At 71.5% G+C, this 16,304-nt stretch carries 16 protein-coding genes; 12 read left to right on the top strand and 4 right to left on the bottom strand.

Annotated features, from left to right (window positions below; all coding sequences use genetic code 11):
* Window positions 1-524 precede the first annotated feature (524 nt).
* Complete coding sequence (locus tag A4R43_RS27345; protein ID WP_113694931.1) at window positions 525-1,343, bottom strand: HAD family hydrolase; 819 nt, start codon at window positions 1,341-1,343, stop codon at window positions 525-527.
* Between the two features lie 413 nt (window positions 1,344-1,756).
* On the opposite strand from A4R43_RS27345, the gene ssd reads away from it, so the two are divergent.
* Entirely contained in the window at window positions 1,757-2,830 is a 1,074-nt protein-coding gene (gene ssd / locus A4R43_RS27340; protein WP_113694930.1) for a septum site-determining protein Ssd, read from the top strand.
* Window positions 2,831-2,919: 89 nt separating this feature from the next.
* Here ssd and A4R43_RS27335 read toward each other — a convergent pair whose 3' ends face one another.
* A complete protein-coding gene (locus A4R43_RS27335) occupies window positions 2,920-3,207 on the bottom strand; it encodes a hypothetical protein (RefSeq protein WP_162788614.1) in 288 nt (95 codons plus the stop codon).
* A gap of 640 nt (window positions 3,208-3,847) precedes the next feature.
* On the opposite strand from A4R43_RS27335, the gene A4R43_RS27330 reads away from it, so the two are divergent.
* The 7 genes from A4R43_RS27330 to A4R43_RS27300 all read left to right on the top strand — a co-directional run bounded on the left by A4R43_RS27330 (window position 3,848) and on the right by A4R43_RS27300 (window position 8,301).
* The gene (locus tag A4R43_RS27330) at window positions 3,848-5,002 is read left to right on the top strand and encodes a TadA family conjugal transfer-associated ATPase (protein WP_113694928.1); all 1,155 of its coding nucleotides are present in this window, start codon (window positions 3,848-3,850) and stop codon (window positions 5,000-5,002) included.
* Window positions 5,003-5,118: 116 nt separating this feature from the next.
* Window positions 5,119-5,745 (top strand): type II secretion system F family protein, encoded by a 627-nt coding sequence (locus A4R43_RS27325; RefSeq protein WP_113694927.1) that lies wholly within the window; start codon window positions 5,119-5,121, stop codon window positions 5,743-5,745.
* Window positions 5,712-6,401 carry a type II secretion system F family protein gene (locus tag A4R43_RS27320; protein WP_335645108.1) on the top strand — a complete coding sequence of 230 codons (690 nt, stop codon included), beginning with the start codon at window positions 5,712-5,714 and terminating at the stop codon, window positions 6,399-6,401. Before A4R43_RS27325 ends, A4R43_RS27320 begins: the two co-directional genes overlap by 34 nt.
* Window positions 6,402-6,424: 23 nt before the next feature.
* Entirely contained in the window at window positions 6,425-6,595 is a 171-nt protein-coding gene (locus A4R43_RS27315; RefSeq protein ID WP_113694926.1) for a DUF4244 domain-containing protein, read from the top strand.
* Window positions 6,592-6,942 (top strand): TadE family type IV pilus minor pilin, encoded by a 351-nt coding sequence (locus A4R43_RS27310; protein WP_113694925.1) that lies wholly within the window; start codon window positions 6,592-6,594, stop codon window positions 6,940-6,942. The genes A4R43_RS27315 and A4R43_RS27310 overlap by 4 nt, the downstream gene beginning before the upstream one ends.
* Window positions 6,929-7,282: an Rv3654c family TadE-like protein gene (locus A4R43_RS27305; protein ID WP_236808307.1), complete on the top strand. Its 354-nt coding sequence runs from the start codon at window positions 6,929-6,931 to the stop codon at window positions 7,280-7,282. The genes A4R43_RS27310 and A4R43_RS27305 overlap by 14 nt, the downstream gene beginning before the upstream one ends.
* A 383-nt stretch (window positions 7,283-7,665) precedes the next feature.
* Window positions 7,666-8,301 (top strand): bifunctional DNA primase/polymerase, encoded by a 636-nt coding sequence (locus A4R43_RS27300; protein WP_113694924.1) that lies wholly within the window; start codon window positions 7,666-7,668, stop codon window positions 8,299-8,301.
* On the opposite strand, the gene A4R43_RS27295 is transcribed toward A4R43_RS27300, so the two are convergent.
* Window positions 8,268-10,682: a DEAD/DEAH box helicase gene (locus tag A4R43_RS27295; protein ID WP_113694923.1), complete on the bottom strand. Its 2,415-nt coding sequence runs from the start codon at window positions 10,680-10,682 to the stop codon at window positions 8,268-8,270. The genes A4R43_RS27300 and A4R43_RS27295 overlap by 34 nt on opposite strands.
* 249 nt (window positions 10,683-10,931) lie before the next feature.
* Between A4R43_RS27295 and A4R43_RS27290 the strand changes: the two genes are divergently transcribed.
* The 4 genes from A4R43_RS27290 (at window position 10,932) to A4R43_RS27275 (ending at window position 15,432) form a co-directional block, all read left to right on the top strand.
* Window positions 10,932-13,226, top strand: a complete 2,295-nt coding sequence (locus tag A4R43_RS27290; RefSeq protein ID WP_113694922.1) for a sodium-translocating pyrophosphatase — start codon at window positions 10,932-10,934, stop codon at window positions 13,224-13,226.
* A gap of 139 nt (window positions 13,227-13,365) precedes the next feature.
* On the top strand, window positions 13,366-13,977 hold the full coding sequence (locus tag A4R43_RS27285) for a hypothetical protein (RefSeq protein WP_113694921.1): 612 nt from the start codon (window positions 13,366-13,368) through the stop codon (window positions 13,975-13,977).
* 125 nt (window positions 13,978-14,102) lie between these two features.
* A complete protein-coding gene (locus A4R43_RS27280) occupies window positions 14,103-14,732 on the top strand; it encodes a hypothetical protein (protein WP_162788613.1) in 630 nt (209 codons plus the stop codon).
* Window positions 14,733-14,811: 79 nt separating this feature from the next.
* Window positions 14,812-15,432: a hypothetical protein gene (locus A4R43_RS27275; protein WP_113694919.1), complete on the top strand. Its 621-nt coding sequence runs from the start codon at window positions 14,812-14,814 to the stop codon at window positions 15,430-15,432.
* Here A4R43_RS27275 and A4R43_RS27270 read toward each other — a convergent pair.
* Window positions 15,422-16,270 (bottom strand): trypsin-like serine peptidase, encoded by an 849-nt coding sequence (locus tag A4R43_RS27270; protein WP_113694918.1) that lies wholly within the window; start codon window positions 16,268-16,270, stop codon window positions 15,422-15,424. The genes A4R43_RS27275 and A4R43_RS27270 overlap by 11 nt on opposite strands.
* Between the last annotated feature and the right edge of the window lie 34 nt (window positions 16,271-16,304).

Raw genomic sequence — 16,304 nt, 5'->3', positions numbered from 1 at the left:
AGGTATAGCCGGTATGGAGTTGGGGACTCACCTGTTTGGACCGGCATCGGGAAGCTACTCACCGAACCAGCGCCGGTCAACGACCCGCTGTGCCGTTCGGAGTACGCAGCGCTCACACCGTGATTCCGGCGTGTCTCAAACGTTTGTGCGCACCCCGAACATGCTGCAGGCGGCGCCGACGAATCGGCGCCGCCTGCTCGCGCGGACTGCTGGGTTACCAAGCGTGCAACTCCAGTCGTACCTACCTGGACTCGGCGTCCGGCGTCCCGGTACGCAATCCCTAGACGACAAGCCTCCCGCGGCGTGCTGCGCGTGGGTGCCCGGAGTCCGCGCACGGAGCTCTTTCGGGGTGGAGTGAGGCTTCTCTTCGCCTCGTCCCTGGCCGACAAGATGTCCGCACTCACTTTGTACGCCAGTGATGCCGGTCACTTCAAGGGCGCGATCGGGTGCACCGGTACAGAGGCACGATTCAGTGACCCCGACACCCTGCGCTACCAGCGGTTATGTCATCCGGGTGAGGTTTGTCAGGCCTTGCCTTCCTTGCCTTTCCGGCGCTTGGCCAGCCCGTACCAGGTGGCTCCGGCGGCCACCGCGCCCACGCCGAGACCGACCGCGATGGCCGGACCCGCGAGGCGGTTCCGCAGCGGCACGGGATGGGTGAAGGCGAGCACCGGCCAGCCGCGTTCGGCGGCCAGCCGGCGCAGCGTCCGGTCCGGGTTGACCACGTGCGGGCTGCCGACCACTTCGAGGAGCGGGATGTCGGTGCTGGAGTCGGTGTAGGCGGCGCAGGCGGACAGGTCGTACCCGCGTTCGGCGGCGAGCCGTTTCGCCGCGACCGCCTTGTTCTCGCCGTAGCAGTAGAAGTCCACTTCGCCCGAGTAGCGGCCGTCGACGATCTGCATGCGAGTGGCCACGCTGTGCGTGGCACCGAGCATTTCCGCGATCGGCGCGACCACTTCCTCGCCGGTCGCCGACAGCACGATCACGTCGTGGCCCTGCTCGCGGTGCTCGGCGATCAGTTCCGCGGCTTCGGCGTAGACCAGCGGATCGACCACGTCGTGCAGGGTTTCCGCGACGATCGCGCGGACCTGCGAGACGTCCCAGCCCCGGCACAGCGCGGAAATCTCCGCGCGCATCCGTTCGGTCTTGCTGGCGTCGGCACCGGAAAGGGAGAACACGAGCTGCGCGTACGCGCTCTTCAACGCGGCGCGGCGGTTGATCAGGCCGCGGCTGAGCAACGGCTTGCTGAACGCCAGTGCGCTGGACGAGGCGATGATCGTCTTGTCGAGGTCGAAAAACGCGGCCACCGGGGACTCCGGCGGCGTGAAGCGGGGATCTGCCACCGTTCAACAATAGGCGTGGCCCCGGCACTGTTCCCCGGTGCGGGCGGAAAATCCACGACAGGGGACCGGCGCCGATCCGGAGTTCCGTTACCGAATTGTGGGCGTCTTGAACAGCGATAACGCGCTCAGCGCGTGGTTACAGTGGGAGTGCCCGGTGTCACCCGGGCCGGTTCAGTCCGACCCCCCCCGGGGCTGGACCCCCAGCGACCCCCGCCCCTCCCCCCTGGCGGGGGTCGTTCTATGTCCGCTTTGGTGACCTGGTCGCGGTGTGTTCCTGGGTTGCTGTGTGTTCCCGGTTGTCCACAACCGACCACTTGTCCACAGCCCCGCTCTCCCGCGCTTGTCCCCTCCCCACCCCCAGGCGACCGTGGAACCCAAGCCACTCGCCGCCGAACCAAATGGGGGGGATACCAGTGACCGGAAACCGCGCCCTCGTAGTCGCGGCCGACGCGGTCGTACTCGACGAAGTCCTGCGCCTCGCCGCGGTCGCGAATTGTGAAACGGAATGCGTACCGGATCTTTTCGCCGCGCGGGCGCGCTGGAAAGAAGCGCCGCTGGTGCTGGTGGACGAAGCCGCCGTCACCGAGGACGACCCGGTCGAGCTGCCGCGGCGCAAGGGTGTGCTGGTGGTGTGCAAGGGGCCGCCGGAGCCGGGGACCTGGCAGCGCGCGTTCGCCGTCGGCGCGCAACAGGTGCATTCCCTGCCCGATGACGAAACCGCGGTGCTGAAGGCATTCGCCGAAATCGTGGACGGTCCGGCCCGGCCGGGCGGACGCGTGCTCGCGGTGCTCGGCGGGCGCGGTGGCGCCGGCGCCTCGGTGTTCGCCGCCGGGGTCGCCACCGTCGCGGCGAGAGCGGGGGAGCACCCGCTCCTGATCGACTGCGATCCACTCGGCGGCGGCCTGGATTTGTTGCTGGGCGCGGAAAACCACGGTCAGTCGCGCTGGTCCGACCTGCGCGTGGACTCCGGCAGGGTGCTGCTGTCCGCTTTGGACGAGGCCCTGCCGCGACGGGAGTGCGGGGCGGGCTGGTTCAGCTGGCTGTCGGCCGATGGCAGCCGTCCCAGCGGCGATGCCATCGCCGGCGTCGTGGAGTCGGCCCGCCGCGCCGGCCGCCTGGTGGTGTGCGACCTGCCGCGCCACCTCGGCGACGGCTCCGCCGAAGCCGCGGCGCGTGCCGACCTGGCCGTGGTGGTCGTCCCACTCGAACACCGAGCCTGCTCCGCCGCGAAGCACGTGGTCGCCCTCCTGCGAAGCGCGGGTGCAGACACCCGCATCGTCGCGCAGGGCCCCGCCCACACGGGCCCCACCGCCACCGAAGCCGCCACCCGCATCGGCGCCCCCCTGCTGGCCGAATACCGGCGAGAGTCCCGCCTCACCCGCTCCCTCGCCCGGGGCACCTACCCACCCCCACGCCGCCGAAGCCCCCTCCACTCCGCAGCGGTCGCCGCCCTAACCGCCCTCCCACGCCAGGAGCCCACCCCATGACCACCACCCTCCAACCCGCGCCCCACCCCTCCACCTCGCCCAGTCCGCCCCATCCCACTGCCTCACAACGCCAAACCCATCCCGCCGCCTCACAACGCCAGGCTCATCCCACCGCCTCGCATCCCCGCGCCCATCCCGCCGCCCTGCACCACCGGGCCCATCCCGCCGCCTTGTGCTGCCCGCCCAATCTCACCGCCTCGCATCGCCGGGCTCATTCGGCCGTCGTGCACCGCAGGGCTCATTCCGCCGCCTTGTGCTGCCCGCCCAGTCCCGCCGCTTTGCATGGCCGGGTTCATCCGGCCGTCGTGCACCGCCAGGCCCACCCCGCCGCCATACACCGCCAGGCTCTTCCGGCTGCCCTCGACCACCGTGCCCATTCCGCCGCCATGCATCACACGGCTCAAAACGCCGCCCTCGACCGCCAGGCCGACCCCGCCGCTTTACATCGCCCTGCCTCTCCCGCCGCGCCCGAGCGCCCTACCCGTCACGCAGCCCTCGGCCGCCGGACCTTTCCCGACGCTCTTCATCGCCTGGCCCGTCCCGCTACCTCTACGCCCAAGGCGCACCCATGTCCCCCGCATCCCAAGAACGCGCCCACCGCTCGCGCGCTACCCACCCTGTCCAGCGCCAAGTCGCCCGCCGCTCACAAAGCCCAGCCTGCGACCGAGCCGCTCGTCGTGCACATATCCCAATCCCCGGCCGAACTGCTCGTCGCGCAAAAACCCCAGTCACCGGCCGGGCCGTCTTCGACCAGCCCTGAGCCGCCTCCGGACACCATGCCGCCCGCTCCTGTTCCGCGGCCTGTCCCCAAGCCTCCGCCCAGGCCCCTGTCCCCGCAGCCAACCTCACCCACGCCAAGTCCTCCGTCCACACCCGACCCGCAGCCCGCGCCCGAAATCCCGCCCGCGCATCAAGCCCCGCCCGCTGCGCAGCCATGCCCGCCAATCACCACCACCCGGAACTCCCAACCCGCAAGACGCGGCACCGCCGAGAGAACGCACAAACCGGAGGCCCACCATGACGACTGATCTCGTCGATCGGGTACGCCGTCGTCTGGCCAGGGAGGGCACCGGAGCCACGGCCCTCGCCGAAGCGGTGCGTGCCGAGGCGAATGGCATCGCCGGGCATCAGGAACTGCTCGAGACGCTCCGCATGGTCCGCCACGAGTTCGTCGGCGCCGGACCGCTTGAGCCGTTGCTCGCCGATCCCGACGTGACCGACGTGCTCGTCACCGCACCCACCGAAGTCTGGGTCGAGGGCGCGGAAGGCCTCCGCAAAACCGAGGTCGCCTTCGCTGACGAGGACGCGGTTCGGCGGCTCGCGCAGCGGCTGGCGACCACGGCCGGGCGTCGCCTCGATGACGCGCAGCCGTTTGCCGACGGCTGGATTCCCGGTCCACACGGCCGCGTCCGGCTGCACGCGGTCCTGCCACCGCTGGCGCCCGACGGCACCTGCCTGTCCCTCCGCGTGCTCCGTCCGGCCAAGCACGACCTCGCCGAACTCCAGCGCCTCGGCACCTTCGGCGCGACCGGCGCCTCGGTGCTCCGCGCGATCGTCGCCGCCCGGCTGGCCTTTTTGGTCACCGGCGGCACCGGTGCGGGGAAGAGCACGTTGCTGTCCGCCCTCCTCGGCGCGGTGCCGCCGACCGAACGCATCGTCTGCGTCGAAGACGCGGGCGAACTCCATCCCTCGCACCCGCAGTTCGTCCGGCTCGTCGCGCGACCGCCCAATGTGGAGGGTGTCGGCGAGGTCACGCTGCGCGAACTCGTTCGCCAGGCCCTGCGCATGCGTCCGGACCGACTGGTCGTCGGTGAGGTCCGCGGTCGCGAGGTATGCGAGTTGCTCGCCGCGCTCAATACCGGGCACGAAGGCGGCTCCGGCACGTTGCACGCCAATTCGCCGAACGAAGTCCCGGCGCGGCTTGAAGCGCTGGCGGCGCTGGGCGGGCTTTCACGCGATGCCGTGCACAGCCAGGTCGCTGCCGCGATCCGCGTTGTGCTGCACATGGTTCGCGGTCCGGACAACACGCGACGCCTCGCCGAGATCGCGGTGGTGCGCCGGGGCGGTGACGGGCTCCAGGTCCTCACGGCCTGGCAGGACGGCATCTGGACCGAGCATGGCCCCGCCCTGCGCACCCTGCTCCCGGGCGACCCCGGAGGCAAGAGATGCTGACGCTCACCCTGCTGCTCGCCGCGGCCGCGTTGCTCACTTGGCCTGGTCGCGCGGTGGAACTCCCGCGCACCCCACCCCAGCCACGTGTCCGTCTACTTGCGACGGTGACGGGCTGCGTGACCGCTCTGCTGGCGGCCTTTCTCGCGCTCGGGCCGGCCGGGCCGGTGGCGGTCTTGGTTCTGGCCGCCGCGGGCCGGTACTTCTGGCGCTCGGTCGCGGCGGGCAAGGCGCGGATCGCGGAAGCCGAGGGCATGGCCGAGGCCATGCGCACGATGGCAGCCGAACTCGACGCCGGTGCCGATCCCGCCACGGCCGCCGAAACCGCCGCGATGGATTCGCCGCCCGAGACAGCCAAGGCGGTCCGGGCCGTGTCCGGTGCGGTCCGGCTGGGCGATGACCCGAACCTGTCCGAAGGCGCCGCCGCGCAACTGGCCCGCAGTTGGCTGCTGGCCCACCGCCACGGCCTGCCCATGGCCGGAGTGCTGGGCGCGGTACGCCGCGACCTCGATGCCAGCCTCCGGTTCACCAGGCGGGTCCAGGCCACCATGGCGGGGCCGAGGATGAGCGCGGTGGTGCTCGCCGCGCTGCCCGTGGCCGGGATCGGGCTCGGCGAGGCAATCGGCGCGCGGCCGGTGCACCTGCTGGCGAACACCGGGCTCGGGCAGCTGATGCTGCTGCTCGGCGCGGCGCTGCTCGCCGCGGGTGTGGTGTGGACGGCCCGGCTGACCAGGATCTCGCCGTGATGGCCGCGGCGATGGCGTTGCTCGCCGGTGCCGTTGCGCTCTGGCCGGGAATGCGCGAGATCCCGCGTCACGTCAGGAAGCCGCCTCGGCTGCTGCTCGAACTGACCGCGGTGGGCCTGATGGCGGTGCTGGCCGGAGTCGGCGGCATGGTCGTGGCGATCGGGCTGGTGCTGGGCATGCGGTTCGCCGCTCGGCGGCCTCGGGTGCCTTCGGCGGCCGACGCCCGGCGGCTCGCGGCGGGCTGGGATCTGCTCGCCGCGGCGTTGCGGGCCGGGTTGCCGGTGCCGGTCGCGATCCGGGCGGTCGCCGCGGGCGCGCCGGACGAGGTGGCCTCGGCCCTGCGCTCGACAGCCGAACTGCTCGCGCTGGGCGCGGACCCCCGCGACGCCTGGGCGGCGGCGAGCACCTGCGCCGACACCGCTGAGCTGGCCAGAGCCGCTCGTCGCACGGCTCGGTCCGGTTCGGCGCTGGCCGGGGTCGCCGACGCGCTCGCCGAGCGGGTCCGAGCCGCGATGCGCGACCAGGCCGAGGCGCGGGCGCAGCGCGCCGGCGTGCTGGTCACCGGGCCGCTCGGCCTCTGTTTCCTGCCCGCCTTCCTCTGCTGGGGCGTGCTGCCCGTGCTCGCCGGGCTGGCGGCCCAGCTGACCCTGCCCTGAACCCCTGGAGAAAGGACCCAACCATGAACGCGCTCGAGCTGCACCGGGATGCCGGTTCCGCGGCCGTCGAATACACGGTGGTGATCTTGGTCGCCGCCGCGCTCGCCGCGGTGCTGTTCAAGTTGGTCACCGGCGGAATGGTCGTCGATCTGCTGGCGGCCCTGGTCGAGGACGCATTGGAGGCCCCGGGATGAGGGCGCTCGACCGCGGGGCGGTGACCGTGGAGACCGCCATCGCGCTCGGCGCCCTGTCCGGCTTCTTCTTCCTGCTCATCGGTGGCCTGGTGGCCATGACCGACCAACTGCGGTGCGCGGACGCGGCCAGGGAAGCGGCCCGGCTGGTCGCCCGCGGGCAGCCGGAGTCGGCCGAGCGGGCGGTGCGCGAGATCGGCCCGGCGGGTGCCGAGTACGTCGTGCGGCCGGCGGGTGACGCGGTCACCGTCGAGGTGGCCGCCGGGGCGAGGCTGCTGCCGGGGCTCCGGCTGAACGGTCACGCCTACGCGCTGTACGAACCGGAGGTGGTGGACCGTGCGCCGGGATGACGGGGTGGCCACCGTCTGGGCGGCGTCCGCGGTCGCGGCGCTGGTGCTGGTGGCCACCGCCCTGTACGGGCTGGGCGCCGTGGTGCTCGCCAGGCAGCGGGCGTCGGCCGCCGCCGATCTGGCGGCGCTCGCGGCGGCCGGAGCCGCGATCGACGGGGCCGAAGCCGCCTGCGCGAAGGCCGGGCAGGTGGTCGCGGAGATGCGCGTGGAGCTGGCCGGATGCCGGCTCGACGGGTGGGACGCGCTGGTCGAGACGCGGGCCGGGCTGCCGGGGCCGCTGGCCCGGTTCCCGGCGGCCTCGGGCAGGGCGCGAGCCGGGCCGGTCGACAGCTCGTCGTGAGGTCCTGCGACGAACGGCAGGGCTGAACGGTCCCACTGCTCGCGCGTACGGCGAGCGGCCGTCGGCAGCCACGAGCAACGGTCGGCCAGGCGCGGTGAGCGGTATCACGTTCTGTTGCGTTCACGTATCACTGTGTGCTTCCCGATCGCCGCCGGATTCGGGAAAACCGTTGGTATAGCGAGGAAATGTCCGCTTCAGGTGAACAACGGGCGACGCGGAGGCCGCGAATCGGCCGATCTTCGGTTCTCCGGTGGCCGGGGATTCATTCGTCGTCCGATTCGCACCGGCCGTCGCGTGAGTACTTCCGGCGTTCTGCAAGTTGCCGTTTATTTGAGTGCAGAGCCGCTCACGCGGTTGAAGCAGCTAGGAGAGCAGGCAGGAAAATGTTGGACACAGACTGGTCGGACAGCTGGCGCGGCGCCTTCCGCATCGAACTGCGCGCCGAGGCGATCGGACTCGCCGGGCGTGGCTGGCCGGTGCTCCCGGGCACCTACCCGGCGGTTCCGGAGTCGGTGACTGACCAAGCCGGGGCCGACCCCGACTGGCAGAGCCCGGTCCCGGTGTACCCGAACTGGCGTGACGAGGTCGGCGCCCACCCGCACCGGGTCGCCGCCTGGTGGACCGAGGCGCCGTACAGCCTCCTGGTCGCCACCGGCACCGTGGTCGACGCGGTCGAGGTGGACGACGCGCTGGGCCGCCGCGCGGCCTGCCTGCTCCGCGCGCTCGGCCAGCCGGCGCCGATCGTGGCCATGCCGAACGGCCGGTGGCTGTTCCTCACCACCGCCGCCGGCGAGTGCCCCGCCGCACTGCGGGACCGCGAGTCGGTCCGGTACCACGGCGAGGGCAGCTGGATCCCGCTGCCGCCGACCCCGTTCCACCACGGGGTGGTGCACTGGCGGGTCAAGCCCGAGGTCTGGGGCTGGCGACTGCCGGACGCGGCCGTCGTGCACGACGTGCTTTCCCGCGCGCTCGACGGAGCGCGAGTTCAGCTGGCCGTCGCCGAACCGTCGGCGGCCTGATCGACCCCGTGACCACGCGGGAACTCGTGACGACCAACAGCCCCCAGCACGAGCTCCAGCACGGTCACCGCCCCCGCCTTGTCCAGTGGTTCGTTCCCATTCCCGCACTTGGGCGACTGAACACAGGACGGGCAACCCGCCGGGCACTCGCAGGAGACGATCGCCTCCCGCGTAGCGGCCAGCCAAGGGACCAACGCGGCAAAACCGCGATCGGCGAATCCCGCACCCCCGGGATGGCCATCGTGCACGAACACCGTCGCCTCCCCGGTGTCAGCGTGCAGCGCGGTTGACACACCGCCGATGTCCCAGCGGTCGCACGTAGCGAACAGCGGTAGCAGGCCGATCGCCGCGTGCTCGGCGGCGTGCAGGGCGCCGGGGACCCGCGCCGGTTCGACCCCGGCGCGACCCGGCGCCCTGCCCTCAACTCCCCGGTCCCCACCGGACAGCAGGCCGTCGGTGATCGTGTACCAGACGGCCCGCGTGCGCAGCACCTGCTCCGGCAGGTCCAGCGCGACCTGGTCGAGCACCGCGCCCGACGGCAGTCGGCGCAGGTAGCCGACCACCTGCGAGGTCACCGCGACCTCGCCGAGGCAGACCGTGACGCCGTCGAACTCCTGGCGCTCGTGCGTTTCCAGCACCGCGATGTCGACCACCTCCCTGGCCGACGTGCTCCACTCCGGTTCCTCGGCGTGCACCATCGCCAGGCCCTCTTCGAGGTCCAGCTCGTCGACCACGTACGACGAACCCTGGTGCAGGTACAGCGCGCCGGGATGCACCGTGTTGCAGGCCGAGCCGTGGTCGACCGTGCCGAGCAGGCGGCCGGTGTCGCCCTCCACCACGGCGATCGGCTCACCGCCCGAGCCGCGGATGTCCACCTGGTGCTGCGGGCGATCCCGCGAAGTCCAGTACCAGCCGCTCGACCGGCGCCGGAGCACGCGGTCGGCGACCAGCTCGTCGAGCACCTGGCGGGCACCGTCGCCGCCGAACGCGTCCAGTTCGCCGGTGGTCAGCGGCAGTTCGGCGGCGGCGCAGGCCAGTTGCGGGCCCAGCACGTACGGATTGCCGGGGTCGAGCACCGCCGTTTCCACCGGCCGGTCCAGCACCGCGGCGGGATGGTGGACCAGGTAGGTGTCGAGCGGGTCGTCCCGGGCGACAAACACCACCAGCGCCTGGTCACCGGAGCGCCCCGCCCGCCCGGCCTGCTGCCAGAACGAAGCGAGCGTGCCCGGATAGCCGGCGAGCACCACGGCGTCCAGGCCGGCGATGTCCACCCCCAGCTCGAGCGCGTTCGTGGTGGCGACACCGAGGAGTTCTCCCGACAACAGGGCCTTCTCCAGCGCGCGGCGTTCCTCCGGCAGATAACCCGCGCGGTAGGCGGCCACCTTCTCCGGCAGCAGCGGATCGACCTCGGCGAGGATGCGGCGCGCGCCCAACGACGTCAGCTCGGCGCCACGTCGGGAGCGGACAAAAGCGAGTGATCGGGCGCCTTCGATCACCATCTCGGCGAGGATCCGCGCGGCTTCGGCACCGGCCGAGCGGCGGACCGGCGCCCCGTTCTCCCCGGCGAGTTCGTCGAGCAGCGGCGGCTCCCACAGCGCGACCGTGCGCGCGCCGCGGGGCGACGCGTCCTCCGTGACCGGCACGCACTCGACCCCGGTGAGCCGCCCGGCGAACTCGGCGGGCTCGGCGGTCGTCGCCGAAGCGAGCACAAAAACCGGGGAACTGCCGTAGTGCCGCGCGACGCGTTGCAGCCGCCGGAGCAACAGCGCGACGTGCGAGCCGAACACCCCGCGGTAGGTGTGGCATTCGTCGACGACCACGTAGGACAGCTTGCGGAAGAACCGCGACCAGCGGGTGTGCGCGGACAGGATGCCGCGGTGCAGCATGTCCGGATTGGTGAACACCCAGCGCGCGTGCGCGCGGACCCAGTCGCGTTCGGCCATCGGGGTGTCGCCGTCGAAGGTGGCCGCGCGCACCCCTGGAACGTCCAAAGAGGACACTGTGCGGAGCTGGTCGGCGCCCAGCGCCTTGGTGGGGGACAGGTACAGCGCGCACGCCTTCTCGTCGGCGGTCAGCGCGGAGAGCACGGGCAGCTGGTAGGCCAGCGACTTGCCCGACGCCGTGCCGGTGGCGATCACCACGTGCCTGCCCGACCACGCCGCGTCGGCGGCCTCGACCTGGTGCGTCCACGGGCGCTCGACGCCGGCCGCGACGAAGCGCCCGGTCACCGCCTCCGGGGCCCACGACGGCCAGTCGCGGTAGCCGGGCGCCCGCGCCGGGAGCTCGGCGACGTGCGTGACCGGGTTCCTGTCTTCGGGAATGCCCGCGGTGATCCGACGCAGCAGGTGTCGCCCTCGGTCACCGTTGGTCGCTGGTCGCACTCGAAGAGCTTCGCACAGGGCACCGACAGGTTTCGCGGAGTGCGTTGCGGGGCAACAAGAACGGTCAAGTGATCAAGCTCACGACCTTCACGCAGCGTGTTCTCGCCGGGACGCCTTGCCGACGCCTCTCGCAGTACCAATACACTCCGGCAAACCACACCACTTGTGGTGTAGATCCCATGTCGGCGTCGACACGGCTTTCATCGGGCCTGGTCACGCCGATCACAGGCGACATTTCCAGGAGGACGAATGTCCCGGCAGTTCCTCGCGGAGGGCCCAGTGCTCTCCGGAGGTGACTACAGCATCGTGGCTGTGGTCGCCGTGGTCGCCCTTGCCGCACTCGTCGTTGGCTATTTCCTGCTCAAGGAGGTGCTGGCCGCCGGCCAGGGCACCGAGAAGATGCAGGAGATCGCCAAGGCGGTGCAGGAAGGCGCGGCCGCCTACCTCAAGCGCCAGCGCAACACCCTCGCCGTCTTCGGCGTGATCGTGTTCCTGCTGCTGTTCGCGTTGCCGGCGGAGGACCTGAACGAGCGCATCGGGCGGTCGATCTTCTTCCTCGTCGGCGCGGGGTTCTCGTTCGCGATCGGTTATCTCGGCATGTGGCTCGCCACGCAGGCGAACCTCAGGGTCGCGGCCGCCTCGCGCGAGGACGGCGGCAGGGAGAAAGCCATGCGCGTCGCCTTCCGCACCGGCGGTGCGGTCGGCATGGCGACGGTCGGCCTCGGCCTGTTCGGCGCCGCGGTCGTCGTGCTGGTGTACGCGGGCCAGGCCCCGAAGGTGCTCGAAGGTTTCGGCTTCGGTGCCGCGCTGATCGCCATGTTCATGCGGGTCGGCGGCGGCATCTTCACCAAGGCCGCCGACGTGGGCGCGGACCTGGTCGGCAAGGTGGAGCAGAACATTCCCGAGGACGACCCCCGCAACGCCGCCACCATCGCCGACAACGTCGGTGACAACGTGGGTGACTGCGCCGGCATGGCCGCGGACCTGTTCGAGTCCTACGCGGTGACCCTGGTCGCCGCGCTCATCCTGGGCAGCGTGGCCTTCGGGGTGGACGGGCTGCTGTTCCCGCTGATCGTGCCGGCCATCGGCGTGATCACCGCGGTGATCGGGGTCTACATCACCAAGGCGAAGGTCGGCGAAAGCGGGCTGACCACGATCAACAAGGCGTTCTACATCTCCGCGGTGATCTCCGCGGTGCTGTCCACCATCGCCGCGTTCGTCTTCCTGCCCGGCAGCTTCGCCGACTTCGGCACCGAGTTCGCCCAGCACACCGGCAACCCGGCGGTGATCGCCACCGTCTCGGTGATCATCGGCATCGTGCTGGCCGGCATCATCCTGTGGCTGACCGGCTACTTCACCGGCACCGAGTACAAGCCGGTCAAGGACGTGGGCAAGACCTCGGAAACCGGCCCGGCGACGGTCATCCTGTCCGGCCTGTCGGTCGGGTTCGAGTCGGCCGTCTACACCGCCATCGTGATCGGCGGCGCGGTGTTCGGCGCCTACCTGCTCGGCGGCTCGGTCGCGTTGTTCGCGGTCGCGCTGGCCGGCACCGGCCTGCTGACCACCGTCGGCGTCATCGTCGCGATGGACACCTTCGGCCCGGTTTCGGACAACGCGCAGGGCATCGCCGAGATGTCCGGTGACGTGGACGAGAAGGCGGCGGCGATCCTGACCGAGCTGGACGCGGTCGGCAACACCACCAAGGCGATCACCAAGGGCATCGCGATCGCCACCGCGGTGCTCGCGGCGACCGCGTTGTTCGGCTCCTACCAGGACTCGATCCGGCAGGCGCTGGAAGGCGTCACCGGCGCGACCACGGACGCGATGAAGTGGTTCGTCAGCGACATCGTCAGCCCGAACACGCTGGTCGGCGTGCTGCTCGGTGCCGCGGTGGTGTTCCTGTTCTCCGGGCTGGCCATCAACGCGGTCTCCCGCGCGGCCGGTGCGGTGGTCTACGAGGTGCGCCGCCAGTTCCGCGACATCCCCGGGATCATGGAGGGCACCACCCGGCCCGAGTACGGCCGCGTGGTCGACATCGTCACCCGCGACTCGCTGCGTGAGCTGGCCACCCCCGGCCTGCTCGCGGTGTTCGCGCCGATCGCCGTCGGCTTCGGCCTCGGCACCGGCGCGCTGGCCGGGTACCTGGGCGGCGCGATCGCCACCGGCACGCTGATGGCGGTGTTCCTGGCCAACTCCGGTGGGGCGTGGGACAACGCGAAGAAGCTGGTCGAGGACGGGCACCACGGCGGCAAGGGCTCCGAGGCCCACGCCGCCACCGTCATCGGTGACACCGTCGGTGACCCGTTCAAGGACACCGCGGGCCCGGCGATCAACCCGCTGATCAAGGTGATGAACCTGGTCTCGCTGCTGATCGCGCCCGCGGTGGTGCAGTTCTCCATCGGCGAGGACGCGTCGGTGGGCATCCGGGTGGCCATCTCGCTGGTCGCGGTGGCGATCATCGTGGTGGCGATCGTGGTGTCGAAGCGGCGGAGCACCTCCATCGCCGACACCCCGGCGAACGCGGAGGCCGCGAAGGCGTCCTGACGCCACGGCAAGACCGACGGGCCCGTCCGCACGACGATGTGCGGGCGGGCCCGTTTTCGTCCGGTGATGCGGAGCAGTGGGTTGTGCTGAACGGAGTACGCTCGGCGCGCTCGTCTGCATACCGAACGAAGGAGTACAGATGGGGCTCAAGGCTTCGCGCCTCGCCGTGACCGCCGCCGGACTGGCGTGCGCGCTGACGCTCACCGCCTGCGGGAACGACAAGCCGGCCGACAACGCGGCGGCACCGCCCGCCGCCCCGCCCTCGTCGGCGGCGGCACCGTCGTCCGCCGCGGCGGACGCGGACACCGGCGCGTGGGTCAACGACTTCTGCGGTGCGCTGGCCCCGCTGGCCGACCTCGGCCAGCTGAAGCCGCCGGAGATGCAGCCCGGCGACCTGGCCGGCGCGCGCAGTGCGGTGGGGGACTTCCTCGGCAAGATCGAGGGCAGCGTCGGCCCGGTGGTCGACGACCTGGAGAAGCTCGGCCAGGCGCCGATGCAGGCCGGTGAGGACGCCAAGACCTCGGTGCTGGAGCTGTTCAAGCCGGTGCGGGACGAGGCGAAGTCGGCAAAGGAGAAGCTGGACGCGGCGCCCGCCAACGACGCCAACGCGGTCAAGGAGGCGGCGACCAGCCTGCAGAACGTCGGCAAGGGCCTGCAGAAGGCCAGCACGGGCATGTCCTCGGCGAAGGGCACGGCCGAGGTCGAGGCGGCCGGCAAGGACCAGCCGAACTGCCAGAAGCTCAACGGCTGACCTTCGTTGACGGGGGCTCGGTCAGGCGGAAAATTGCCAACCGAGCCCCCAATGGGTTGCGAACATCCCCGGGCCTTGTACCGTCGGATGCGGCTTTGCCCCCGGTGTCACAGGAGGTGTAGGCGTTGCGGCCCCGGATGGGTGTTTTCGCCGCGGTGGTGGTGGGTGTTGGTGTGCTGCTGGGTGCCTGCGGGCAGCCGGTCGGCGAAAACGCGACGGGGTCGCGGATCGGCCAGGGGGCGCAGCCGCAGTCCGCTCCCGAGAGCGATCCGGAAGTGACCTGGGCGAACCAGTACTGCGGTGCGGTGGTGGGGCTGCTGGAGACGATGGCCGGCATGCCTCGGGTGGATCCGACCAGCCCGCAGAGCGCCGCCACCACGGCCAGCGACATGCTCGGCACGCTGGTCGGTGGTCTCGACCGGACACTGGTCAATCTCAACGGCCTGCCCGCCTCGCCCGCGCCGGGTGGTGACCAGGCCAAGCGCGCGGCCGTCGACAGCTACACCGGGATCCGCGATCGCGTGCAGCAGGCCAAGCAACAGCTGGACAGCGCCGGGCCGGGCACCCGGCAGGGGCAGGAGGCGATCAGCGCCGCGGGCAACGCGCTCGACGAGATCGCCAGCGCCGACCTGCTCAGCGGCCTCGCCGCGGCGCCACGCCTCCAGGACGCCAGCCGTCGCGCGCCGACCTGCAGTTCGCTCACCGAAGAGGGCAGCGCGCCGAGCCTGGCCACACCGCCGCCGCCCACCGCCTGAGCGCGAGGTCGCTCCCGAGCGACCTGGCTGAACGCACAGTGACTATCCAGATTCGAACGGATGTTCTACGCTGTCCGGCGTGCGGCAGATCTCGTTCTTCTCGGTGGAAGCGAGCGGGCCACGGTTGTCCGACCTCGCCGGGGTGCTGTGCGCGCAGGGCAGGGCGACGGCGTTCGGGCGGACGGCGGCGCGCCTGCAGGTGGTGGTCGAAGAGCCATGGCGGGCGCGGTTGCTCGCCGCCGAGTTCGCCTGGCGTGGTGTCCGGGTCACGCTGACCACGGCCGAATGCGGTAGTCCGCTGGTCCGCACGGCCTTCCAGGTGGACCTGCTGCCGATGGCCAACGCCTGGCTGGACGGGGACGACAAGATCGTGCCGCCGGGCTTCCGGCTCGACGGCGGCATGCTGCGGTTGTGGGCGCTGGCCGCCGGGCGCAACGAGCCGCGGGGCTACTTCTTCCCGTTCGATCCCGACGCGCCGCAGACGCACGCTCCACTCACCGCGGCGCTGGCCGCGGCGGGTGTGCCGGGACCGGTGGTGGGCCCGCGCGGGGGCGGGCCGGCGGTGCGGGTGCGCGGCAGGCGGCGGCTGGACACGCTCACCGAACTGATCGGGGACCCGCCGCCCGGCGCGGAAGCGCGGTGGCCGGGCGGCGCGGTCGAAGTTCCCGACCAGCCCTACGTGCGGTCGGCTATGGCCTGACCAGCGATTTGAGCAGGGAGGACGGCTTGGGCAGCTCGCAGCCGGCCTGGTTCAGGTCGATCCGGCTACCCGCGGTCAGGCAGCCGGGGATCTGGTGCGTCTGCTGGCCGTAGTTGCGGCCGTGGCGGACGGTCACGTTGCCCTGCTCGTCCACCTCGCACGGGTTGTTCATGGTGCACCGCTCACCGGACTCGTTGCCGGTGTTGTTCACGCCGACCACCTTGCCGCTGGCGTTGTCCACGATCGGGGAGCCTGAGGTCCCGCCGATGGTGTCGCACTCCGGCGTGTACCGGATCGAGTCCTGCCAGGTCCAGTCGGCTTCCCGCAGTTCGTGCACAAAACCGTCCACCGAGCAGCTGTAGATCTTCTGCCAGTAACCGGACACCACGCTGATCGCGGCGCCTTCCTCCGGCCGGGCGGCCAACTCGAGCGCCTTGATGCCGTAGGACTGCTCTATCTGGGTGTAACTGACATCAAGCCGGTAGAGCGCGGCATCCGTCCCGGTCATCGTGGCGTACTCCAGCCGGTTGGCGCGCAACTCGCCGATCGGACCGGAGCCGTCCGCGTTGAGCAGGGAGAAGGTCCGTGCGGACGGCTGGTCGACGATTACCTCGCCGGCCTCGGGGAAGCCTTCTTCCAGGCAGTGGCCGTTGGTCAGCACCAGGGCCGGGTCGTCCGCCGCCGCCGAAGCGGTTCTGACGACCGAGCCGGAGCAGTTCGACAGCGCGACCGCGCCGGCGAAGTCCACGGCCGCGGTTTCCGCGGCCGCCGGCATGGCGCTGACCAGCGCGAACGCGGCCGTGGCAGGCAGGATGGCGCCCAGCAGGCGTCGGGTCATCTCGGTGACCTTTCCGGATCGGCGAGGTGGTCAC

It is taken from the genome of Amycolatopsis albispora, from assembly GCF_003312875.1.
GTDB classification, from domain to species: Bacteria; Actinomycetota; Actinomycetes; order Mycobacteriales; family Pseudonocardiaceae; genus Amycolatopsis; species Amycolatopsis albispora.
The sequence above is the reverse complement of the archived record's forward strand: the minus strand, read 5'-3'. Positions and strand labels throughout refer to the sequence as shown.

Excerpts from the sequence above, each read along its gene's own strand:
- A4R43_RS27335 (WP_162788614.1), bottom strand. The coding sequence starts at position 3,207 with ATGGGCACGGTGGTCGAGGGCAGCCGGAAGAGCCTGGCGGTGTATGGC.
- A4R43_RS27330 (WP_113694928.1), top strand. The coding sequence starts at position 3,848 with ATGACGACTGATCTCGTCGATCGGGTACGCCGTCGTCTGGCCAGGGAG.
- A4R43_RS27315 (WP_113694926.1), top strand. The coding sequence starts at position 6,425 with ATGAACGCGCTCGAGCTGCACCGGGATGCCGGTTCCGCGGCCGTCGAA.
- A4R43_RS27310 (WP_113694925.1), top strand. The coding sequence starts at position 6,592 with ATGAGGGCGCTCGACCGCGGGGCGGTGACCGTGGAGACCGCCATCGCG.
- A4R43_RS27300 (WP_113694924.1), top strand. The coding sequence starts at position 7,666 with ATGTTGGACACAGACTGGTCGGACAGCTGGCGCGGCGCCTTCCGCATC.
- A4R43_RS27290 (WP_113694922.1), top strand. The coding sequence starts at position 10,932 with ATGTCCCGGCAGTTCCTCGCGGAGGGCCCAGTGCTCTCCGGAGGTGAC.
- A4R43_RS27285 (WP_113694921.1), top strand. The coding sequence starts at position 13,366 with ATGGGGCTCAAGGCTTCGCGCCTCGCCGTGACCGCCGCCGGACTGGCG.
- A4R43_RS27270 (WP_113694918.1), bottom strand. The coding sequence starts at position 16,270 with ATGACCCGACGCCTGCTGGGCGCCATCCTGCCTGCCACGGCCGCGTTC.